Here is a 19,485-nt window from a genome sequence, read left to right as displayed (position 1 = left end):
TCCGGAGAAAGCCATGGCCAGCCAGTTCAATCCCCGCCCCCTCGGCCGCAGCACGCTCGTCGTACCCGATGTCTGCCTCGGCACGATGACCTTCGGCGAGCAGACCGGCGAGGCCGACGCCCACAGCCAGCTCGATTACGCGCTGGCCAGCGGCGTCAATTTCCTCGATACCGCCGAGATGTACGCCGTTCCACCGCGCGCCGAAACCTATGGTGTTTCGGAAACCATTGTCGGGCGCTGGCTCAAACGCCAGCAGCGCGAGCAAATCATCGTCGCCACCAAGGTCGCCGGTCCCTCGCGCAACCTGGGCTGGATCCGCAATGGCCCGCCGGCGCTCGACCGCGCCAATATCCGCGCCGCCATCGACGGCTCGCTGCAACGCCTGCAGACCGACTACATCGACCTTTACCAGCTGCACTGGCCGGAACGCAACCAGCCGATGTTCGGCCAATGGCAATTCGATCCGGCTGACGAGCGCGCCTGCACGCCGATCCGCGACCAACTCGACGCCCTCGCCGAACTGGTCCGGGAAGGCAAGGTTCGCGCCATCGGCCTGTCCAACGAGCACCCTTGGGGTGTCATGCAGTTCGTTCGCCTTGCTGATGAATTCGGCCTGCCGCGCGTGCTGTGCACGCAGAATGCCTACAGTCTGCTCAACCGGACCTTCGAAACCGCGCTCGCCGAAGTCTGCCACCGCGAAGAGGTCGGCCTGCTCGCCTATTCGGCGCTGGCCTTCGGTCACCTCACAGGCAAGTACCTCGCCGATCCGGCGGCATCCGGCCGCCTGACGCTGTGGCCCAACTTCGGCCAGCGCTACGCCAAGCCCAACGTGATCCCCGCCGTCAGCGCCTACGCGGCGCTGGCCAAAAAGCACGGCCTGACCCTGACTCAGTTGGCGCTCGGTTTCGCACGCTCACGCTGGTTCGTCAGCAGCACCATTATCGGCGCCTCATCACTGGCGCAACTCAAGGAAACCCTGCCCGCCACGCGAACGCCGATTTCCGCCGAACTGCTCGCTGAAATCGACGCCGTCCACCTGCGCTACACCAACCCGGCGCCATGACCCGCTCGCTGTTCGCGGCGCTCGCGGCGGCGCTGGCCACCACGGAAATCGGGCAAAAACTGGCGTTGACCGCAACAGTCGCTACTGACTGGCAGGCCGGCATACTCGACTGGCAGGACACGACGCCGGTCGATCTGGTCTGCGGCCGGCCGCCGCGCCCCGAACTGGTGCCGCCCAGGCAGGTTCCGCAACGCGGCGCAAAAAGCCCGGAAGGCCGCGCCCGGCTGTTGCATGCCATCGTCCATATCGAGTACTCGGCGATCAACCTGGCGCTCGATCATGCCGCCCGCTTCCGTGGCATGCCCCGGCAGTACTACGCCGACTGGATTGGTGTCGCCGCCGAGGAGGCCCATCACTTCACCATCCTGCGCCAGCGCCTGCGCGAACTCGGTCACGACTACGGCGACTTTGCCGCCCACGCCGGCCTCTGGGACATGGCCGAGAAGACGACCGGCGACGTCCTGGCCCGCATGGCGCTGGTCCCGCGCCTGCTCGAAGCGCGCGGACTCGACGCCACGCCGCCGATCCGGCAGAAGCTGGCGGAGGCCGGCGACCATGAATCGGCCCGTCTGCTCGACATCATCCTGGCCGACGAAATCGGCCATGTCGGCCTCGGCGACGCCTGGTTCCGCCAGCTCTGCGGCGACCGCGATCTCGAACCCGAAAGCACCTACCGCCACCTGCTGAAGACCTTCGATGGCCCCCGACCGCAGGCACCACTCAACGAAAGTGCACGCCTCGCGGCGGGTTTCACCGCCGGCGAACTGGCGGCCCTGCTCGAAATCGAGTAAACTTGAAGATCCGATGGGTTGATGCAGCGCCCGCAGGTCTCCCGGGCAGCCACCGCTTTCCACTCGTTTTGCAGGTTTCACCATTGACTCTCCCCCGGTACGGCTGCATCGGGGTCCCCAGGCCGCCCGACCGTCGGGCCAACACGTCGCCCAGCATAAAAAGAGAAGGCGCGACGTCGAAAGGAAACAGCATGTCATCTCCCGCTGAGAGCTTTGCCGATTTCGGCTTGAGCTCGGGGCTTCTCCAGGCGCTCACCGATATCGGCTACGAAACCCCGTCGCCGATCCAGGCCGAGTGCATCCCCGTCCTCCTCGACGGCCATGACCTCATCGGCCAGGCGCAGACCGGCACCGGCAAGACCGCCGCCTTCGCGTTGCCGCTGCTTGAGCAGATCGATGTCAAGATCACCAAACCGCAGGCGCTGATCCTGACCCCGACCCGCGAGTTGGCGATCCAGGTCGCCGAGGCGTTGCAGAGCTACGCCCGCCATCTGCCCGGCTTCCATGTGCTGCCGATCTACGGCGGCCAGAGCTACACCATCCAGCTCAAGCAGCTGGCACGCGGCGCGCACGTCATTGTTGGCACCCCGGGCCGCGTCATGGACCACCTCGAGCGCAAGACACTCAGCCTCGACAACCTGAAGACCCTGGTCCTCGACGAAGCCGACGAAATGCTGCGCATGGGCTTCATCGACGACGTCGAATGGATACTCGAGCGCACTCCGGCGAAACACCAGACCGCGCTGTTCTCGGCCACCATGCCGGACCCGATCCGCCGCGTCGCCCAGAAGTACCTGGTCGAACCGCGCGAGGTCAAGATCAAGTCGGCGACGACGACGATCGCCGCCACCCGTCAGGTTTACTGGCAGGTCAGCGGCATGCACAAGCTCGACGCACTGACCCGCATTCTCGAAGTCGAAGAGGATTTTGACGCCGCCCTCATTTTTGTCCGCACCAAGACCGCCACCGTCGAACTGGCCGACAAGCTGGCCGCCCGCGGCTACGCTGCTGCGGCGCTGAACGGCGACCTCAACCAGCAGATGCGCGAACGCGTCATCGAACAACTGAAGTCGGGCGCGCTCGACATCGTCATCGCCACCGACGTCGCCGCGCGCGGCATCGACGTGCCACGCATCAGCCACGTCGTCAACTATGACATTCCCTACGACACCGAAGCCTACGTGCACCGCATCGGCCGCACCGGCCGCGCCGGCCGTACCGGCAACGCCATTCTGTTCGTCGCGCCGCGCGAGATCCGCATGCTGCGCACTATTGAGCGCGCCACCCGCCAGCCGATCGCGCCGCTGACCCTACCCAGTCGAGCCGACGTCACCAACAAGCGCGTCGCCGGCTTCAAGGAACGCGTCGCCGAGGTGCTGAATGCCGAGGGCCTCGAGTTCTTCGCCAACATCGTTTCGCAGATTGCCGAGGAACAGGATGTCGGGCCCGAGGAAATCGCCGCCGCGCTAGCGATGATGGCGCAGGAAGTCAAGCCGTTGCAAGTCGCCGGCGAGGATCCCCCGCCAGCCCGGCCCGCCGCAGACGACAGCCGCCGGCCGACAAGTTTCGGCGACCGCGAGCGCCCTCCGCGTTTCGCAGAGCGTGGCGACCGCCCGCGTTTCGAGGACCGCCCGCGCTTCGAGGATCGGCCGCGCTTCGATGACAAGCCTCGCCGTCCGGTTCCCGCCGGCGACATGGTGCGCTACCGTATCGACGTTGGCCGCGATCACGGCGTCCAGGTCAAGGACATCGTCGGCGCCATCGCTAACGAAGCCGGAATTGAAAGCCGTTTCATTGGCCGCATCGGCCTTTACGACGAGTCGAGCACTATCGAACTGCCGGCCGGCATGCCCAAGGAAGCCGAAAACGCGCTGAAGCGAGTCCGCGTCCGCGGCGTGCCGATCAACCTGCGCCCCGACGAAGGAGCGCCGCGTTTCGATGACGAGCGCAAGTCCGACGGCGAGCGCAGTTTCAAGAAGAGGAAATCTTCCGACGCCTGATCGAAGGCTTCCTTCGATCATTTCTCGTAGCGATCGGCCGGGCAGACACCAGTCAGCAGTATTAGAATGCCACTTCCTTGACCACCGGCTTGCCGAAGCAGATTCGCATTCCGGCCTGTTCGACCACCCCTCTTGCTCGCAACCATGCTCCAGCACGCAATGATGTTCGTTCTTGGGCTCACCGCCCTCACCGTCGGCGCCGAGGCCATGGTGCGGGGGGCCTCACGGCTCGCCCTGACGCTCGGTGTTTCGCCGCTTGTGGTCGGTCTCACCATCGTTGCCTTCGGCACCAGCGCGCCGGAAATGGCGGTGTCGGTCGGTGCCGCGCTGAACGGTTCCGGCGATCTGGCCATTGGTAACGTCGTCGGCAGCAATATCGCCAACGTTCTCCTGATTCTCGGATTGTCCGCGCTGATCGCGCCGCTGGTCGTCGCCGAGCAGATCGTCCGCCAGGAAATCCCGATCATGATCGGCGCCAGCCTGCTTTTTGCCATTTTCGCTCTGGACGGACGCATCAGCAGTGGCGAAGCCGCCCTGTTTCTGGCTCTGGTCGTCGTCTATACCGGTTTTCTGGTCATCCAGTCGCGGCGGGCGAGCAAGGCTACCCTGGAGGAGTTCGCCAACGAAATGCCGGATGCCGGCAGTCGCTGGGATGCGCACTGGAGCGTACAGATCCTGCTGGTCATCGCTGGCCTCGGCCTGCTTGTCCTCGGCGCCGACTGGCTGGTCGATGCCGCCGTCGCCGTCGCCCGCAGCTTCGGGGTAAGCGATCTGGTCATCGGCCTGACGGTAGTCGCCGTCGGCACCTCGATGCCGGAAATTGCCACCTCGCTGGTCGCCGCGGTTCGTGGCGAGCGCGATATCGCGGTCGGCAATGTGGTCGGCAGCAACATCTTCAACATTTTCGCCTGCCTCGGGCTCGCCGGTATTCTGGCCGATGGCGGGATCGCAGTTTCCGAAACGGCGCGCCATTTCGACATCTGGGTGATGCTTGCCGTCGCTGTCGCTTGCCTGCCTATCATGATCACCGGCCGCGAGATCGCTCGCTGGGAAGGCGCAGTCTTCCTCGCCTACTACGTCATCTACACGACCTATCTGGTGCTGGCTGCGATGCAGCATGACAGCGTGCCAGCCCTGTCCGAAGCGATGCTCGGCTACGTTCTGCCGCTGACCATCATCGCTCTGATCATCAGCTTCGTGCGCAACAACATCAGAGCGGCGAGGCCGCCGGCCTGACGCCGAAAGGAGCAGCGCTATTCCGTCGTCAGCTCCGCAGAAAGCATGTCCATCAGCACCCTGACGCGGTGCGGCACATGGCGGTTGCCGGGCAGCATCGCGTAGATGCCGAGTTCGGGGATCGCGAAATCGGCAAGAATCTGCTCGACCCGACCGGCGTCAAGGCAACTGGCGGCAATGAAATCGGGCTGCAGGGTGATTCCCAGTCCCTGCGCCGCGGCCTCGGTCAGCACGTCGCCATTGTTGGCGTTGATCCGGCTGCGTACCGGAAAGCTCTCGAGTTGCCCGTTGACCATGAATTGCCAGAGCATGGGACTGCCGACATTGGTATAGCCAAGGCATTCGTGATGCGCGAGTTCCGCCGGATGTTGCGGTCGACCGTGGCGGGCGAGGTATTGCGGGGCAGCGACGACCAGCATGCGGCCGGTGCCAATCTTGCGCGCCACGTCGCCGGATTCCAGTTGCGGGGTAATGCGGATCGCCAGGTCGATTCCTTCTTCGATGAGATTGATGCGGCGGTCGCCGTAATCCATGTCCAGCGCGACTTCCGGGTAGCGCTGCGAAAAATCGAGCAACAGCGGCGCCAGCCGCTTGAGACCAAAGCTGAGCGGCAGGCTGATGCGGATGTTCCCGCGCGGGGTCAGGCGCTCTTCGGCAACATCGGCTTCGGCCGCCTCGACCAGGTTCAGGACGACCCGGCACTTCTCCAGGTAGGCTGACCCGGCCGAAGTCAGTGCCAAGCGGCGCGTGCTGCGCGCCATCAGCTTGACGCCGAGATGCGTCTCGAGCGCCGCAATCTTCCGTGTCACCACCGAGCGCGCGACGCCGGCCTGCAGCGCCACGGCGGAAAAACTGTCGAGCTCGGCCACCCGGACAAAGAGGCGCATCGCGTCGAGTCTGTCCATTGTTGCCCCATCCACGATAATAATTGTCTGATTGTCATGCAAAACGTATCAACGGGGTCGACCCAGTTTCCCGCATCGTTTCAGGAGTTGTTCGCCTGACCCCGACTCGCCACCATGCTCTCTTCGACGCGGCACGGTGCGCGGGCTGGTGTGTTGCCCCGTAACCACGCCAGTCCCCGTTTCAATTAATTTCATGACACGGCAAGGCTAACTCGATTAAAATCTCTTCCGCGAACTAGATGCATGACTGTTCGAACCCTTAGTTCAACCACACAAGGAACCTGACCATGGCCGCCAAGAAAAAGAGTAAAAAAGCCAAGTAATGGCGTCAGACTGACGACGCCGTTCTTGAGCAAGACACGGAAAGCAGACGCGAGTCTGCTTTCCGTGCGTTGAGCGTCGCTTTCTGATTCCTTGCGCAGCCCGTACAGACGTTTTCCCTGGCCTGCGGCCAAGCAGGACACTCTTCCGCTCACTCTGCCGCCCATGTCCTTGACCCCTTCAGCGGACTTTCACCCGCGGGACTTCCTTCGTTTCTTCGTCGGCGCGGCGGCACTCGGCATGCTGCTGCTGATCATCGTCGAGGAAGCCTGCGGGGCGGCGACCACCTGGCTGGTGATCGAGATCGCCCGCGACATCACCGAGGAACACGTTTCGGCAGGCGCCTTTGTCGCCATCATCGTGGTGCAGACATTTTCCTACCTGGCGGGCACGGTCAGCTGGCTCTTCGCCGAGCGCGCCGGCTTCGCCGCCTTCGGTCGCTACATGCTGCATTTCGCACGGCGTAACCGCTTCCGCACCGCCTTGCTGGCCGACCCCGCCAGCCGCGAGCAGGTCGAGCCGTTCCTGACCAGCGAAACCTTCGACATCTGTTTCGACCTGATCTACAACCTGCAGTTCTATCTGCGCCTGTTCTTTCAACTGCTGTTCAATTCGGCAGTTCTCGGCTTCGCAATCGACGCTGGTTTGCCACTCTCCTTCGCTGTCGTGTTCGTCATCCTGATCACCCTGCAGTGGCTGCTGCGCAAGCCGCTGGCTGCGGCCTTCCTGCACAACCAGCGCATGACCAACCGCATGCGGGCACGCACCTACAATGCCTGGGACAATATTTTCAGCGGCAACCGCTACAACTTCGCCCGCTGGCACCGTGATTTTCGCCAGCGCCTGCAAGACGCCCTTGTCGCGCAAATCAGGGCAATTCTGGCGCGTGAGGGCTGGAGCGCGATCAGCGGGGTCATCGCGCTGCTGATCGTGCTGTCGACGACCGCCTGGGTCGCCGTGCAGGATGCCGGCAACACCGCCCTGCTGATCGCCCTGGCGGCAACGCTGCCACGGCAGATCGAGATGACGCTGGACATGCATCAGCTCACGGCCGGGCTGACCGACATGATCGCTGTGTGGACGCGCATCAAGGGCGTCTGCGAGCATATCGAGCCAGCGGAGGATCCGGGATTTGTCGACCGGATTGTTTTCGGGCACCTCCAGATCAAGGACGGGATGCGGGAGCGGGTCTGCTCCTCGCTGGCCGACGCGGTGCACTACGTTCTGGCTGCCCCCACCGGTCTGGTATCGCTGCGCGGTGGCAACGGCGCCGGCAAATCCACGCTGCTGGCGGCGCTCAAGAACCATTTGCGCGGACAGGCTTACTACTGGCCGACGCAAGATCGCCTGGCATTCGAGTTTAACCGCAGTGACCAGGCAGCCGTCCCGCCGGCCGCCGCAGGAAATGACGACGTCGATGAGGAAGTCCCCGATGCGGCCCAGATGAATGCGGCTGAGGAATCGGAGCTGAAGAAGGGTTACTCCTCGGGAGAGCGGCAGTTGCGTGTGCTCAGGGAGATCGTCGCGAATACGAAGCACCCGGTCTATCTGCTCGACGAATGGGATGCCAATCTCGACGCCACCAATCGCACCAAGGCCACCGCATTGGTCGAACAGCTCGCGCAGCGCGCGCGCGTGGTCGAGATTTCCCACCGCGACCGGCGTTAGACGCACCAAGGGAAAATTCCGCGCTGCAGTCCGGCAACCCGGGCGCTGCCCGCAAAGCTCTTTTTTTCCTGCGGCGCGTAGCCATTGTTGCTATTTCTGCAATATATGTTTGCAGATTGTGGCCTATTTCTGATCCTGTAGAACGGCTAAAGTGTGCATATCGCTTCAGGAGTTGTTCGCATGACACCAACCCGCTCTCTTCGCCCCGCCCTGCCCGACTGCCGTCGCCAGGCGCCGGGCGCCTTGCCGTCGCATCCGAACGATGAACATTTTCTGTCACTGTCTGTCGCACTCGGTGCCGGCGGTGAAAATGCCTGCGGCGAGCGCTTCCGTTCCAGCATCGACGATTACGTGATCGCCATGGCCACCCATTCATTTTTGCCCCAACAACGAGGTCGACCGTGACAGCCCGCTACGCCCCAAAGAAAGTAACCTCGGGTTACACATCTACCGCCAAGGCCCTGCACTGGCTGATGGCGGTCCATTTGTTTGGCCTTCTCGCGCTCGGCTTCTACATGCACGACCTGCCGCTGTCGCCGGAAAAGCTGAAGCTCTATTCCTGGCACAAGTGGGCCGGGGTCACCGCTTTCCTGCTGGTCTGGCTGCGCCTGGCCTGGCGTATCACGCACCGGCCGCCCGCGCTGCCGGACACCATGCCGAAGCTCATGCAACTCGCTGCCCACGCCGGCCACTTCCTGCTCTACGCGTTGATGATCGTCATCCCGCTTTCCGGCTGGTTGATGAGTTCCGCCAAGGGCTTCCAGACGGTGTGGTTCGGCGTGCTGCCGATTCCCGACCTGCTCGCAAAGAACAAGGAACTTGGCGACCTTCTGGCGCTGGCGCACAAGAGCCTCAACCTGCTGTTTGTCGCCGTCATCGCCGGCCACATCGGCGCCGCATTGAAACATCACTTCATCGACCGCGATGACATTCTTACCCGCATGTTGCCGCAGCCCGGCAAGGAGAACTGACATGAAAAGACTCGTCCTCGTCGTCGCACTCGCCACTGCCTTTGCCGTGCAGGCTGCCGATTTCAATCAGGTGCAGGCCGAGCAGAGCAGCATCCAATTCACCTACAAGCAGATGGGCGTTGCGGTCGACGGCAAATTCAGGCGTTTTTCCAGCCAGTTCGCGTTTGACCCGGCCACGCCGGCTGCGGCGCGGGCGACCTTCGATGTCGATCTGGCCAGCGTCGACACCGGCGCCTCGGAAGGCGATGATGAAGTGGCCGGCAAGCCCTGGTTTAACACCAAGGCCTTTCCGACGGCCCGCTTCGTGTCGAGCAGCGTCAAGGCGCTCGGCGGCAACCGCTATGAAGTGGCAGGCCAGCTCAGCATCAAGGGTAAAACACAGGAGGTCGTCGTCCCCGCCACCTTCACAGCACAGGGCAAGCAGGCTGTCTTCGACGGCAGCTTCACCATCCGCCGCGCCGATTTCTCGATCGGCGAAGGCAGCTGGGCCAAGTTCGACGTCGTTGCCAACGAGGTCCAGATCAGGTTCCGTATCACCGCCAGCAGCAAATAACCCCAACCCAACAGGAGAACACCATGAATAAAGTCGCCCAACTGACTACCGTACTCGTCCTTTCCAGCGCCTTGGCTGCCCCGGTCCTGGCTGCCCCGGAAACCTTCGTCGTCGACGGCAACCACACCTTCCCGCGCTTCTCGTACAGTCACTTCGGCTTCTCGACCCAGCTCAGTCGCTTCAACAGGACAAGCGGCAAGGTCGTGCTGGACAAGGTCGCCAAGACTGCCACGGTCGACATCGAAATCGATACCAAATCCGTCGACACCGGCTTGGCCGCCTTCAACGAGCACATTCAGGGCGAAGATTTTCTCGATACCGCAAAGTACCCGACGGCCCATTTCAAGTCGACCAAGGTGGTGTTCGAAGGCGAAAAGCCGGCGGCCATCGAAGGCCAGCTGACGCTGAAAGGTGTGACGAAACCGGTGACGCTGACCGTGACTGATTTCAAGGCAGCCCCGCACCCGATGCTGAAGAAGGACGCGATCGGCGCCAACGCCTATACCGTGGTCAAGCGTTCTGAATTTAACGCCGGCAAGTACGCACCCAATGTCGGCGATGAGGTGCGCATCGACATCGCCATCGAAGCCATCAAACAGTAATTCGCCACCCGCACAAGGAGCCCCCGCCATGTTGAGCATCCGCAAATCCGCAGAGCGCGGCCACGCCGACCACGGCTGGCTGCAAAGCCGCCATTCGTTCTCGTTCGCCGATTATCACGATCCGGAGCACATGGGCTGGGGCAACCTGCGCGTCATCAACGAAGACTGGATCGCACCGGGCACTGGTTTCGGCAAACACGGCCACCACGACATGGAGATCGTCACCTACGTCACCACCGGCATGCTGGCCCACCAGGACAGCATGGGCAACGGCGCAGACATCCCGCCCGGCGACGTCCAGCGGATGAGCGCCGGACACGGCGTCATGCACAGCGAGTTCAACCATGCGCCGGAGCAGACGACACATCTCTTCCAGATCTGGATTACGCCGCGCGTCAAGGGTATCGACCCCGGTTACGAACAGAAAAGTTTCGACGACGCCGAAAAGCGTGGCAAGCTGCGCTTGATTGCCTCGGAAAATGGCGCCGACGGCTCAGTAACCATTCACGCCGATGCGGCGCTCTACGCCGGGTTGTTCGATGGCAGCGAAGCCGCCACGCTGACGCTGGACCCGACGCGCAAGGCCTATGTCCATGTTGTTCGCGGCACGCTTGCGGTCAACGGCGAAATCTTGCAAAAAGGCGATGCCGCGCTTTTGGCGGACGAAAGCCATCTGAATCTGAGCGACGGCAAGGATGCCGAAGTTCTGGTCTTCGATCTCGCCTCCTGATTTCCCCGCCGCGAATGACGCAAGGGAGATATTCGACAATGTCGTTCTCAATGGGGGCGAGGCCTTCAATCCGGCGTTCGTCGGTGCTGGCTTCGCTTAACCAGATCACCGGGGAAGAACATACTTTTTTCGGGCGTCGGATCGCTCGTTTTTTCCCGGACGATTTGCGCGCATCCGGTATACAATGTTTATCCCTACAATCGAAAGGATCAACTTATGAACAAGCGTGAATTCATCGCTACCGGTGCATCAATGGCTGCCCTTACGACCCTTGCGGCCATTACGGCCGGCTGCTCGACCACCAGCGGCGCCTCGGGCGACCCCGCTGCCCAGCGCCAGGCCATCGATTCGGCAGTGGATAGCGCTCTGTCACGCCTCTACAAGGAAGCTAGGGGATCGGAAGAAATGGTCACGTCGGCGCGGGGCGTTCTGGTGTTTCCGTCCTTTGTCTCGGCCGGCTTCATCGTCGGTGGCTCACACGGCCAGGGCGCGATGCGTCAGGGCGGCAAAACCAGTGGCTATTTCCGTATGACCGAGGCCTCGGTCGGGCTGCTCGCGGGTGCGCAATCGCAGGCAGTCTTCATTCTCTTCATGACGCAGGAAGTGCTGAGCCGATTCCATTCCAGCAGAGGATGGACGGCAGGTGTCGATGGTTCGGTAGCCCTGTTGACGGTGGGCGCCGATGCCCGCGTGACGACCCGGACCGCCCAGCAGCCGATCGTTGGATTCGTTCTCACGAATGGTGGATTGATGGCGAATCTGAGTCTGAATGGCAACCGGGTCACGCCGCTCGACCTGTAGCCAAGTCTTGTAAGCAGATCTATTTCGAATCATCAAGGGTTCGAAATTTTCCACAAAAAGGACCGCAGATTTTGCGGTCCTTTTTATTAACTGCAATCAATACGGTGGGTTGATCACGACATACTGCGTGCCTTGAGGTTGATACCAGGTACTGCCGCACTGCTGATAGATCATGCCGCCATAGTTTACGGGAACACAACCTGCCGGCACAGTGCGCACCATCGAACCAACAACTGCAGAAGTCACGACCACCGCTGCAGTAACCGCTGCTGCCGTGGCGACCGGGTGATAGTTGTTGTCCCAGCCGCCGCCACGATTATTGTTATTGACATTGACATTAACGTTCTTGTTGGCATTGATGTTGGTGTTGCGATTGACGTTGTTGACGCTGGTATTGCGCACATTGTTGGTCCGCACGTCAGCATGGGCGTTATTGACCTGCCGGTTGCCACCCCCTCCTGCATAAGCGCCGCCGCCACCGCCCGCACGAGCACCGCCCCGCGCCTCAGCCACCGGACTCATGACGAAGCTGGCCAAGGCGAGAACTGTCAGGGGACCCAGGAAGAACTTGCTGAATGATTTTTTCATGTTGGCGCTCCTTTATTTCTTTTCCAGCGAATGAAGTTCGACAGCAGTCGCGCCCTTGGGTGGCACGAACTTGAAATTCGAGTCCTTGAACGTCGGCTTGAGATTCCAGGAGATCACGGACGCCGATTGCGGACGCGCCTCGTCGGCGCGATTGGTAATCACCAGCCGGCGCGGCAGTGGCTTTTCCCCGGTCGTGATCCAGATCTGCCAGTCGATCTCACCTTGGCGGAAGGCGTAATGATCGCAGAGATCGTCGCCGATGAAATCCTGGCCGGCGTTCATCGCCGATTGGATATTGTCGAGCGGCGCGGCCGGCGTTCCCCAGAGGAAAAGGTCGGAGAGCGGAATTTCAACGCCATATCGTTCTTCCAGCTTGTTTACCAGTTCGCCCAGCGTTCCGGAAAATTCGACAGTCGAATAATACTTTTGCGCCGGCACATAGAGCGTGACTACTTTTCCATCATAGATCAGTTCACGTTCTGAACGCGCGCTCGACATCCGGGCACGGATCATGTTGGGCCGCACGACATCGAGGTCGGCTGAAGCCATATGCTGCAGCTTCTGGCCATCAGCCAGCACTCGCTCGCCGGTCAGATCGGTGGCCACGTGAAAGCGCTTCAGGGTTTGCAGATGGGCGCCCATGTCTTTAAGCGCCTGAATTGCCGCCGGGTCGACCGGATTGACGGCCTGCTGGGCAGCAGCGGCCGGCGCGGCAGGTACTGTCTGTGCATTGATGCCGGGTGCCGCAAGCGACATCGCCAGCAGGCTGAGCACCAGTTTTTTTCTTACCATGGTTATCTCCTGGTTGGTGGAAACATTCCGAGAGGAATGCGGTCGGCGCATTGCCGGTTTGCGCAACTTTGCCAGTTCAATGGGACGCGACCGGAAATTGATGCTGCCAGCGCGCATTCAGATCGACTTCATACGACCGGTACATTATGGTCAACATTGGCTTGTCTCACAATTCATTGCCGTACCTTGATCATGCCAGGTCCTCGCGCCGCAGCCAGTGCAGACTCCACGGCCGGTGCCGGCAGGCGCCCGCGACCAGGACAACAGGTCCTGTTCCCTGACATCAACAATGATCTGGCTCTTCTGGAGTAGCCCGGCGAGCGTTGCCTCGCTGGTTGGCAGCACGTCCGAACCGCACGCTTTTCTTCATCTCAACGGGTCATCCGCCTGCGGTAAGAAACCCAGTATCGATTCAGGCACGGCGAAGACTTGCGAAACCGCACGCTAATATGACAAGCTTCCGTCTTGTCCCCATGCACAGCGACATCTACCATGACCGTGCTTCTTCTCACCCAGGCGGGTCCGAATGACTGAAGACTCGGCGCGAATCGTGTGCCTGGTCAAGGCCTTCGAAACCGCCGCGCAACCCGAGAAGTCCTGGTCTCAGGCGGATTCCGTACTGATCGGCGACCAGGCCGCGCGGGAGGTCGCCGCAAACACCGGTGACGAAAGCTTCATCCGGCGCCGCGCGGAACTGGCCTGGGAGAAAATCACCGCGCGGCAGCCGAATCTGGCGCGCCTGACGACCGACACCGACTGGCATGAGTGGCTCGGCTGGGCGCTGGTTGGAACGGCGCTGCTTTCCGGGGTGCTCGTCGACCAGGTCGGCCCTGACAACCTCATCAACCTGACTTCGTTTCCACTCTTCGGGCTTCTGCTCTGGAACACGGCGGTCTACGCATTCCTCCTGGGACAAACGACAGGTCGCCTTTTCGGCCGACAAACGAGAGCGCCCGGCCCGCTGCGCAGGGCTATTGCCGTGATAGTTGGCCGGTTTCGCAGCGTGGTCTCCGGCACGGCCGATGTATCGTTCCGGACGGCGTACTGGAGCGACTGGGGTCGGGTTTCGTACCCGCTGTCAAAAGCCTACGTCAGCCGGCTGCTCCACCTGGCCGCAGCCGCATTCGCCGCCGGAATCATTGTCTCGCTCTATTACCGGGGCTTCTTCAACGAATATGTGTCCGGATGGAAGAGCACTTTCGTCCCCGCTGCGGCGCGCGTCGTGCAATGGTATGTGATGGCAGTTCTCGGTGCGATCCCTTCGTTTTTCGGCATTCCGCTACCCACTGCCGACGAAATCGCAGCGCTCGATCTGGCGCGCCATCCGACCGGCACCGGGGCCGCTCCGTGGATTCACCGGATTGCACTGACGGTTGGATTCCTCGTCGTGTTGCCGAGGGTGTTGCTGGCCGGCTGGGCATGGCTCACGCAGCAGCGACTGCGGCGGAAGTTTCCCATTGATCTGCGCGAGGCATACTATCAGCGCCTCTTGCGCCGGTTCCGGGGAACCGAGGCCAGGGTTGTCGTCGTCCCCTACAACTACCGGATTACCTCCCAGGTCGCGCTGGGGTTGAACAGGGTCGTTCAGGAACTGTACGACACCGATGCCCGACTGGAAATACTCGATCCGATCGCGATCGGCCAGGAAGACAATCCTCCTGACGCCATTTGCGCACCTGACCTTGCCGGCCGCTTTGTCCTTTTCAGTCTGACATCGACGCCCGAGGATGAAAGCCACGGTACCCTGCTCAGGTCGCTGAGCGCAGTAATCCGACAGGGGCCACCCGTGATCTCCATCATCGATGAAAGCGCTTTTCTCAAACGCTTCGGAAAACAAGGAGAGCGCCTGGATGAGCGGCGCGCGCTGTGGGCCCGGTTTCTCGGCGGTACGGCCGTTGCCCATGTTTTCTGTGACCTGACCCAGACGGGCGCCTCGCGGGCCTTTGCCGGGTTCGAGTTCGCCAATGACACTTCACGCAAGGTCCGCCAGTGAGCGAAGCCACATTCAGAATCGACCTCAGTCTCGTCTCCCATACCAATGTCGGCAAGACGACGCTGGCGCGAACCCTTCTCGGTCGAGACATCGGAGAGATTCGCGATGCGCCTCATGTGACCGCAGTCTCCGAATCCCATGCCATGATCAGAAGCCCGGAGGGACACGTCCTGGCCCTGTGGGACACGCCCGGGTTCGGCGACAGTATTCGATTGGCCAAGCGCCTGCGCCAGAGAAACAATCCGATCGGCTGGTTTCTCTCCGAAATCTGGGATCGCTGGCGGGACAAGGCATCGTGGTCCAGCCAGCAGGTGCTGAAGACTGTTCGTGACCAGTCGGACGTCATCTTGTACCTGGTCAATGCCTCGGAGAACCCGGCCGACGCGGCTTACGTCCTTGCTGAAATGGAAATACTCTCGTGGATCGGCAAGCCAGTTCTGGTTCTGCTGAACCAGATGGGCGAACCACGCCCGAGAGAGGTCGAGGAGGCCGAGAAAAAGCAGTGGCGCGACTACGTTTACCAGCACCGCTTCGTCGGGGACGTCCTGTCTCTAGACGCGTTCGCACGCTGCTGGGTTCAGGAATTCTCCCTGCTCGATGCCGTCGCGAGCGCACTGACCGAGGAGAAACAGGCGGCCTTCAAGACCCTCGAGGAAGCCTGGAAGGCGCGGCGGCTCGACGCCTACCGTGCCTCGACCGAGGCGATCGCCAGCTACCTCGCGACCTTGACCAGGGATCGCGAGCGCGTCGCGGATGGCGGCGTTTCAGCAACCTTCCGCAAGGTCGGCCGGGCGATTGGCATCGGCAGCGACAACATGCCGGCTGCCGAGACGCGCGCCATGACGATGCTGGAAGAGCGTGCCGCAAAGGCCCTGTGCGCCTTGACCGATCAACTGATCGACATTCATGGACTCAAGGGACGGGCCGCTGAACAGGTACTGCGGCGTCTGGCGGCGGACTGGAACGTCGATGAACCCTTGAGCGAGAGCGCCTTCGGGACCGTCGGTGCGATTCTGGGTGGAGCCATTTCCGGACTCGCGGCGGACCTCATGGCCGGCGGCCTGACGCTGGGAGCCGGTGCCCTGGCGGGTGCAGCGCTTGGTGCCCTGAGTGCCGCCGGCGTCGCCAGGGGCTACAACGTCTTTACGGGCAAGGACGGTGCCACGGTCAGCTGGAACGAAGGAGCGCTGAACAAGATACTCAAGGAGTCACTGCTCCTTTACCTGGCGGTGGCACATTACGGCAGGGGCCGTGGCGAATGGAGTCGATCGGAGCATCCCGCGCACTGGCAATCGATCATCGAGGTGGTCGTCGCCCGGCAGTCAGGGCCACTTGCCGAAATCTGGGCCGGACGGACTGAATTTCCGGATGCGGACTGGCTGGAAGGAAGACTGGGTCGCGTCATCGAAAGCGCCCTCGGATCGACGCTGAATCAGCTCTATCCCGAGTCGATGGCATTCTTCACTCAGGCCGGTCGCGCTCGTTCCGCGCCAGACCGCGACTGACCACGGCATTCGTCAGTACGAATAGCCCCGGTGCATCGCCTCCGCCACCGTCGACATCAGGAACGCTACCGCCTGGGGCGCATATTATCTTAGCCGCAAACATTCTTGCCGCCGCGCGAGCGACGCGCTGACCATCCAGTAATCCCGGGGCTTGTCGCATGCAGAAGATCGTACTCATCACCGGCTGCTCCAGCGGCATCGGCGCCGCGCTGGCACTCGAATTTCACAACCGCGGGCACTCCGTCATTGCCACCGCCCGCCGGCACTCGGCGCTCGCGCCACTCGCCGAAAAAGGCATCCGCACCCTGGTCATCGACGTCGATGACGACGCCAGCATCACAACCGCCGTGACCACGCTCGAAAGCGAAGTAGGTCAGGTCGACATCCTGATCAACAATGCCGGTTTCAGCCAGGTGGGCGCGGTAATCGACCTGAGTCGCGACGACCTGCGCCGGCAATACGAAACCAACGTGATCGCGCCGGTGGCCGTCACCCGCGCTCTCTTCCCCTTGCTACGAGGTGCCGCAGCGCGTAACGGCATGGCCATCGTCGTCAATGTCGGCAGCATCGTCGGCCTGTTCGCAACGCCCTTTGCCGGTGCCTACTGTTCGAGCAAGGCGGCAATCCACTCGTTGTCCGACGCGCTGCGCATGGAGCTCGCCCCGTTCGGCATCCGCGTTGTCACCGTCCAGCCCGGCGGCATGCGGTCGAGCTTCGGCACCCATGCCGAGGAAGCACTGCGCCTGCCCCCAGGGTCAGTCTATCGGCCGGTCGCGGACGGCGTGCGCGCGCGTGCCCGAGCCGGGCAGATTGACGCCACGCCTGCAGAAGAGTTCGCGCGGCCTGTGGTCGACGCCCTCCTGGCCGGCACCCCGCCAATTGTCGTGCGCGGGGGCAGGAACAGCTTCAAGCTGCCACTACTCAAGAAACTGCTGCCGACCGCCATGTTCGATGCCAAGCTGTCCAGGATCTTCGGCCTCGATCGTCTCGGGAAGGCTCAGCCAGAATAGATTCGAAAATTTATTCAGAAGCGGCGGTAGTGATGGGCGGCTTGCGCCGCATCGCAGGCTTGCGTATCGGTTTCGTCTCGGCCGCCGGCTTGCCTTCGGGTTTGCTGGTTGCCGCAACGGGCGCAGCCTTCCGAGTCGTCCGGCGCGCCGGCCTGGTTTCAGCTTCCGGCGCTCGCACCGTCAGCGCAAGATGCTCGGCGAAGCTCTCACGGAAGCAATTCATGAAGAATTCCGGGTCGGGCATCATCATGCGGTCGGAAACCGCGCACACCCAGAGTGTGCCGTTATAGCTGAATCCGGTGACATTCAGGCCCATGCCGTCGAGCAGCATGCTGACTGGCATGAAGCCGTGGAGTCTGGCACCCGCCATATAAAGAGACAGCGACGGGCCGCGTACGTTGGACACGGTGAAATTGAACTGCGGCAGCAGGACGTGACGTACGGCGAAATCAACAGCCCTGGACGGAAGGGTCTGGAAAATCCTGGCCGGCAGATCCTTGCCCACTGAATTGACGGCATTCTTGCCCTTCGTCGTGCCTCGAGATACCTTGCGCAGGCGTTCCCGAGCATCGGCAATATTGCTGAATACCGGCACGAAGGCCATCCCAATCTGGTTCCCCGCATCCCCGCTTTTGGCTTCGCCATGGATACTCATCGGCACCAGGGCGTTGAGACTGATCTCCGGCAACTCGCCCTTCGCCTGGAGGTACTTGCCCAAGGTGCCGCCACACACCGACACGAAGACGTCATTGATCGTCGATCCGGGCACCGCCTCCCTGATCTTCTGGATATCCCCGAATGGCAGCGGCATGGCATCGACGACGCGATGCGGCGACAACGGGCCGTTGAAACGGGTGGGCGGCGCTTTCTTGGAAACTCCGGCCGCTTCCCGGCCATCCTCGCCAACTCGTACGCCCAGCGAACCGCGAACCATCGTTTCGATCTGCTTCTGTCCCAACTGAAACGCGAATGGTGCAAGCGCGCCCAGCAGTTTGGTTGCATTCACCGCCTGATCGACGCGACTGCCAACCATTCGGGCGAGGAGTTCAAGGGTGGTCGGTTCGCGATCGACCACCTTGGTGAGCGGTTTCCTGGAAACCGTCTCGATTTCAGGAGTCAGCGAATGCAGGCTGCCGACCAGCGCCGCACCGGCCTGGCCGTCAATCGCCGAGTGGTGAAACTTGATATAGAGCGCAAAACTGCCGGGAGCAAGGTTGGGGACGTTGTCGAGGCCCTCGATGATGTAGGCCTCCCAGGCGGGCTTGGACAGGTCGAGCGGGCGGGCATGTATCCGTGCTACCTGAATCATCAATTGCCGCCAGTCCCCGGGACGCGGCAACGCCATGTGGCGGACGTGATATTCAACATCAATATCCTTCTCGTCAATCCAGTAGGGCCGATCGAGATCGAAAGGCACTCGTACCAGTCGCCTGCGGAACACCGCCGACTTGTCGAGGCGGCTCGTAAAGAATTCGATAACATCCTTGAATCGCACCTTGCCACCGGGCGCGGTCGACGGGTCGTAAATGCCCAATCCAGCGACATGGGCCCGCTGATTGCCGGTTTCCTGCGCAAGAAACAGGTTGTCCGTACCGGAAAGTTGCTTCATCCTACTTTCTACCTCAACCACTTCATAACTGGTGGATGGCCTCCCAACCGTTTCGGATGGCCGGAACCGACGCCTGCTCTCGATTCAGGTCTGGGAAGGTGCAACTGGCGAGCAAGAGATCAGGGAATGCGGGGAACACGTCGAAGTATTAATGGATTGGCTGCTTTTGGTCAAGTCTCAGCAGTACCCTGTCAAGGCAAAGTAGAAATGCCCGATATGGGCGTGGGTGGGTAGAGTTCAGGGGCTGGCCAGTTGGCCAGTCCCTGAACTCGGCGACACGACGGGGTAACGACGTCAAGGGTAGCTGGGTGCCGGGCGTGATTTTTCCGATCCATGACGCGCGATGG

19 protein-coding genes are annotated in these 19,485 nt (G+C 62.0%); 14 read left to right on the top strand and 5 right to left on the bottom strand.

From position 1 onward, the window contains the following. The first annotated feature begins 13 nt into the window (after nucleotides 1–13). The 4 genes from IPP03_00205 (at nucleotide 14) to IPP03_00190 (ending at nucleotide 5,090) form a co-directional block, all read left to right on the top strand. Complete coding sequence (locus IPP03_00205; GenBank protein ID MBL0351203.1) at nucleotides 14–1,063, top strand: aldo/keto reductase; 1,050 nt, start codon at nucleotides 14–16, stop codon at nucleotides 1,061–1,063. Continuing rightward, nucleotides 1,060–1,854 carry a ferritin-like domain-containing protein gene (locus tag IPP03_00200; GenBank protein MBL0351202.1) on the top strand — a complete coding sequence of 265 codons (795 nt, stop codon included), beginning with the start codon at nucleotides 1,060–1,062 and terminating at the stop codon, nucleotides 1,852–1,854. The genes IPP03_00205 and IPP03_00200 overlap by 4 nt, the downstream gene beginning before the upstream one ends. A gap of 191 nt (nucleotides 1,855–2,045) precedes the next feature. Next, the gene (locus IPP03_00195) at nucleotides 2,046–3,854 is read left to right on the top strand and encodes a DEAD/DEAH box helicase (protein ID MBL0351201.1); all 1,809 of its coding nucleotides are present in this window, start codon (nucleotides 2,046–2,048) and stop codon (nucleotides 3,852–3,854) included. 144 nt (nucleotides 3,855–3,998) lie between these two features. Continuing rightward, a complete protein-coding gene (locus IPP03_00190; protein MBL0351200.1) occupies nucleotides 3,999–5,090 on the top strand; it encodes a calcium/sodium antiporter in 1,092 nt (363 codons plus the stop codon). A 17-nt stretch (nucleotides 5,091–5,107) separates the two neighbouring features. On the opposite strand, the gene IPP03_00185 is transcribed toward IPP03_00190, so the two are convergent. Together IPP03_00185 and IPP03_00180 are read right to left on the bottom strand one after the other, a co-directional pair. Beyond that, nucleotides 5,108–5,995: a LysR family transcriptional regulator gene (locus IPP03_00185; GenBank protein MBL0351199.1), complete on the bottom strand. Its 888-nt coding sequence runs from the start codon at nucleotides 5,993–5,995 to the stop codon at nucleotides 5,108–5,110. A gap of 191 nt (nucleotides 5,996–6,186) precedes the next feature. Further along, on the bottom strand, nucleotides 6,187–6,450 hold the full coding sequence (locus tag IPP03_00180; protein MBL0351198.1) for a hypothetical protein: 264 nt from the start codon (nucleotides 6,448–6,450) through the stop codon (nucleotides 6,187–6,189). A gap of 37 nt (nucleotides 6,451–6,487) precedes the next feature. Between IPP03_00180 and IPP03_00175 the strand changes: the two genes are divergently transcribed. The 7 genes from IPP03_00175 (at nucleotide 6,488) to IPP03_00145 (ending at nucleotide 11,641) form a co-directional block, all read left to right on the top strand. After that, nucleotides 6,488–7,984 carry an ABC transporter ATP-binding protein gene (locus IPP03_00175; protein ID MBL0351197.1) on the top strand — a complete coding sequence of 499 codons (1,497 nt, stop codon included), beginning with the start codon at nucleotides 6,488–6,490 and terminating at the stop codon, nucleotides 7,982–7,984. Between the two features lie 180 nt (nucleotides 7,985–8,164). Continuing rightward, the gene (locus IPP03_00170) at nucleotides 8,165–8,389 is read left to right on the top strand and encodes a hypothetical protein (protein MBL0351196.1); all 225 of its coding nucleotides are present in this window, start codon (nucleotides 8,165–8,167) and stop codon (nucleotides 8,387–8,389) included. Nucleotides 8,390–8,457: 68 nt separating this feature from the next. After that, entirely contained in the window at nucleotides 8,458–8,955 is a 498-nt protein-coding gene (locus IPP03_00165) for a cytochrome b (GenBank protein ID MBL0351195.1), read from the top strand. Between the two features lies 1 nt (nucleotide 8,956). Continuing rightward, on the top strand, nucleotides 8,957–9,508 hold the full coding sequence (locus tag IPP03_00160; protein ID MBL0351194.1) for a YceI family protein: 552 nt from the start codon (nucleotides 8,957–8,959) through the stop codon (nucleotides 9,506–9,508). A gap of 23 nt (nucleotides 9,509–9,531) precedes the next feature. Beyond that, the gene (locus tag IPP03_00155) at nucleotides 9,532–10,110 is read left to right on the top strand and encodes a polyisoprenoid-binding protein (GenBank protein ID MBL0351193.1); all 579 of its coding nucleotides are present in this window, start codon (nucleotides 9,532–9,534) and stop codon (nucleotides 10,108–10,110) included. 28 nt (nucleotides 10,111–10,138) lie between these two features. Further along, a complete protein-coding gene (locus IPP03_00150) occupies nucleotides 10,139–10,840 on the top strand; it encodes a pirin family protein (protein MBL0351192.1) in 702 nt (233 codons plus the stop codon). 216 nt (nucleotides 10,841–11,056) lie between these two features. Then, entirely contained in the window at nucleotides 11,057–11,641 is a 585-nt protein-coding gene (locus IPP03_00145) for a hypothetical protein (protein ID MBL0351191.1), read from the top strand. A 96-nt stretch (nucleotides 11,642–11,737) separates the two neighbouring features. On the opposite strand, the gene IPP03_00140 is transcribed toward IPP03_00145, so the two are convergent. Both IPP03_00140 and IPP03_00135 read right to left on the bottom strand, forming a co-directional pair. Then, on the bottom strand, nucleotides 11,738–12,229 hold the full coding sequence (locus tag IPP03_00140; protein MBL0351190.1) for a hypothetical protein: 492 nt from the start codon (nucleotides 12,227–12,229) through the stop codon (nucleotides 11,738–11,740). A gap of 12 nt (nucleotides 12,230–12,241) precedes the next feature. Then, nucleotides 12,242–13,021, bottom strand: a complete 780-nt coding sequence (locus IPP03_00135) for a DUF2092 domain-containing protein (protein ID MBL0351189.1) — start codon at nucleotides 13,019–13,021, stop codon at nucleotides 12,242–12,244. A 526-nt stretch (nucleotides 13,022–13,547) separates the two neighbouring features. Here IPP03_00135 and IPP03_00130 point away from each other — a divergent pair. From IPP03_00130 to IPP03_00120, 3 genes are all read left to right on the top strand, one after another. Next, nucleotides 13,548–15,014, top strand: coding sequence for a DUF2868 domain-containing protein (locus tag IPP03_00130; protein MBL0351188.1), 1,467 nt, complete (start codon nucleotides 13,548–13,550; stop codon nucleotides 15,012–15,014). A gap of 17 nt (nucleotides 15,015–15,031) precedes the next feature. Continuing rightward, nucleotides 15,032–16,519: a GTPase domain-containing protein gene (locus IPP03_00125; protein ID MBL0351187.1), complete on the top strand. Its 1,488-nt coding sequence runs from the start codon at nucleotides 15,032–15,034 to the stop codon at nucleotides 16,517–16,519. Nucleotides 16,520–16,677: 158 nt separating this feature from the next. Then, nucleotides 16,678–17,529, top strand: a complete 852-nt coding sequence (locus IPP03_00120; protein MBL0351186.1) for an SDR family NAD(P)-dependent oxidoreductase — start codon at nucleotides 16,678–16,680, stop codon at nucleotides 17,527–17,529. A gap of 10 nt (nucleotides 17,530–17,539) precedes the next feature. Here the strand turns inward: IPP03_00120 and IPP03_00115 are convergent, their stop codons facing one another. Then, on the bottom strand, nucleotides 17,540–19,138 hold the full coding sequence (locus IPP03_00115; GenBank protein ID MBL0351185.1) for a wax ester/triacylglycerol synthase family O-acyltransferase: 1,599 nt from the start codon (nucleotides 19,136–19,138) through the stop codon (nucleotides 17,540–17,542). Nucleotides 19,139–19,485: the final 347 nt, after the last annotated feature.

Source organism: Candidatus Dechloromonas phosphoritropha (genome assembly GCA_016722705.1).
Lineage (GTDB): Bacteria > Pseudomonadota > Gammaproteobacteria > Burkholderiales > Rhodocyclaceae > Azonexus > Azonexus phosphoritrophus.
Note: the sequence above shows the minus strand (reverse complement) of the source record. Positions and strands in the feature narration are given on the sequence as shown.

Bases quoted from the DNA above. Each gene is read 5' to 3' on its own strand.
- IPP03_00205 (MBL0351203.1), top strand. From the start codon at position 14: ATGGCCAGCCAGTTCAATCCCCGCCCCCTCGGCCGCAGCACGCTCGTC.
- IPP03_00200 (MBL0351202.1), top strand. From the start codon at position 1,060: ATGACCCGCTCGCTGTTCGCGGCGCTCGCGGCGGCGCTGGCCACCACG.
- IPP03_00195 (MBL0351201.1), top strand. From the start codon at position 2,046: ATGTCATCTCCCGCTGAGAGCTTTGCCGATTTCGGCTTGAGCTCGGGG.
- IPP03_00190 (MBL0351200.1), top strand. From the start codon at position 3,999: ATGCTCCAGCACGCAATGATGTTCGTTCTTGGGCTCACCGCCCTCACC.
- IPP03_00185 (MBL0351199.1), bottom strand. From the start codon at position 5,995: ATGGACAGACTCGACGCGATGCGCCTCTTTGTCCGGGTGGCCGAGCTC.
- IPP03_00170 (MBL0351196.1), top strand. From the start codon at position 8,165: ATGACACCAACCCGCTCTCTTCGCCCCGCCCTGCCCGACTGCCGTCGC.
- IPP03_00165 (MBL0351195.1), top strand. From the start codon at position 8,458: ATGGCGGTCCATTTGTTTGGCCTTCTCGCGCTCGGCTTCTACATGCAC.
- IPP03_00160 (MBL0351194.1), top strand. From the start codon at position 8,957: ATGAAAAGACTCGTCCTCGTCGTCGCACTCGCCACTGCCTTTGCCGTG.
- IPP03_00155 (MBL0351193.1), top strand. From the start codon at position 9,532: ATGAATAAAGTCGCCCAACTGACTACCGTACTCGTCCTTTCCAGCGCC.
- IPP03_00150 (MBL0351192.1), top strand. From the start codon at position 10,139: ATGTTGAGCATCCGCAAATCCGCAGAGCGCGGCCACGCCGACCACGGC.
- IPP03_00145 (MBL0351191.1), top strand. From the start codon at position 11,057: ATGAACAAGCGTGAATTCATCGCTACCGGTGCATCAATGGCTGCCCTT.
- IPP03_00140 (MBL0351190.1), bottom strand. From the start codon at position 12,229: ATGAAAAAATCATTCAGCAAGTTCTTCCTGGGTCCCCTGACAGTTCTC.
- IPP03_00135 (MBL0351189.1), bottom strand. From the start codon at position 13,021: ATGGTAAGAAAAAAACTGGTGCTCAGCCTGCTGGCGATGTCGCTTGCG.
- IPP03_00130 (MBL0351188.1), top strand. From the start codon at position 13,548: ATGACTGAAGACTCGGCGCGAATCGTGTGCCTGGTCAAGGCCTTCGAA.
- IPP03_00120 (MBL0351186.1), top strand. From the start codon at position 16,678: ATGCAGAAGATCGTACTCATCACCGGCTGCTCCAGCGGCATCGGCGCC.
- IPP03_00115 (MBL0351185.1), bottom strand. From the start codon at position 19,138: ATGAAGCAACTTTCCGGTACGGACAACCTGTTTCTTGCGCAGGAAACC.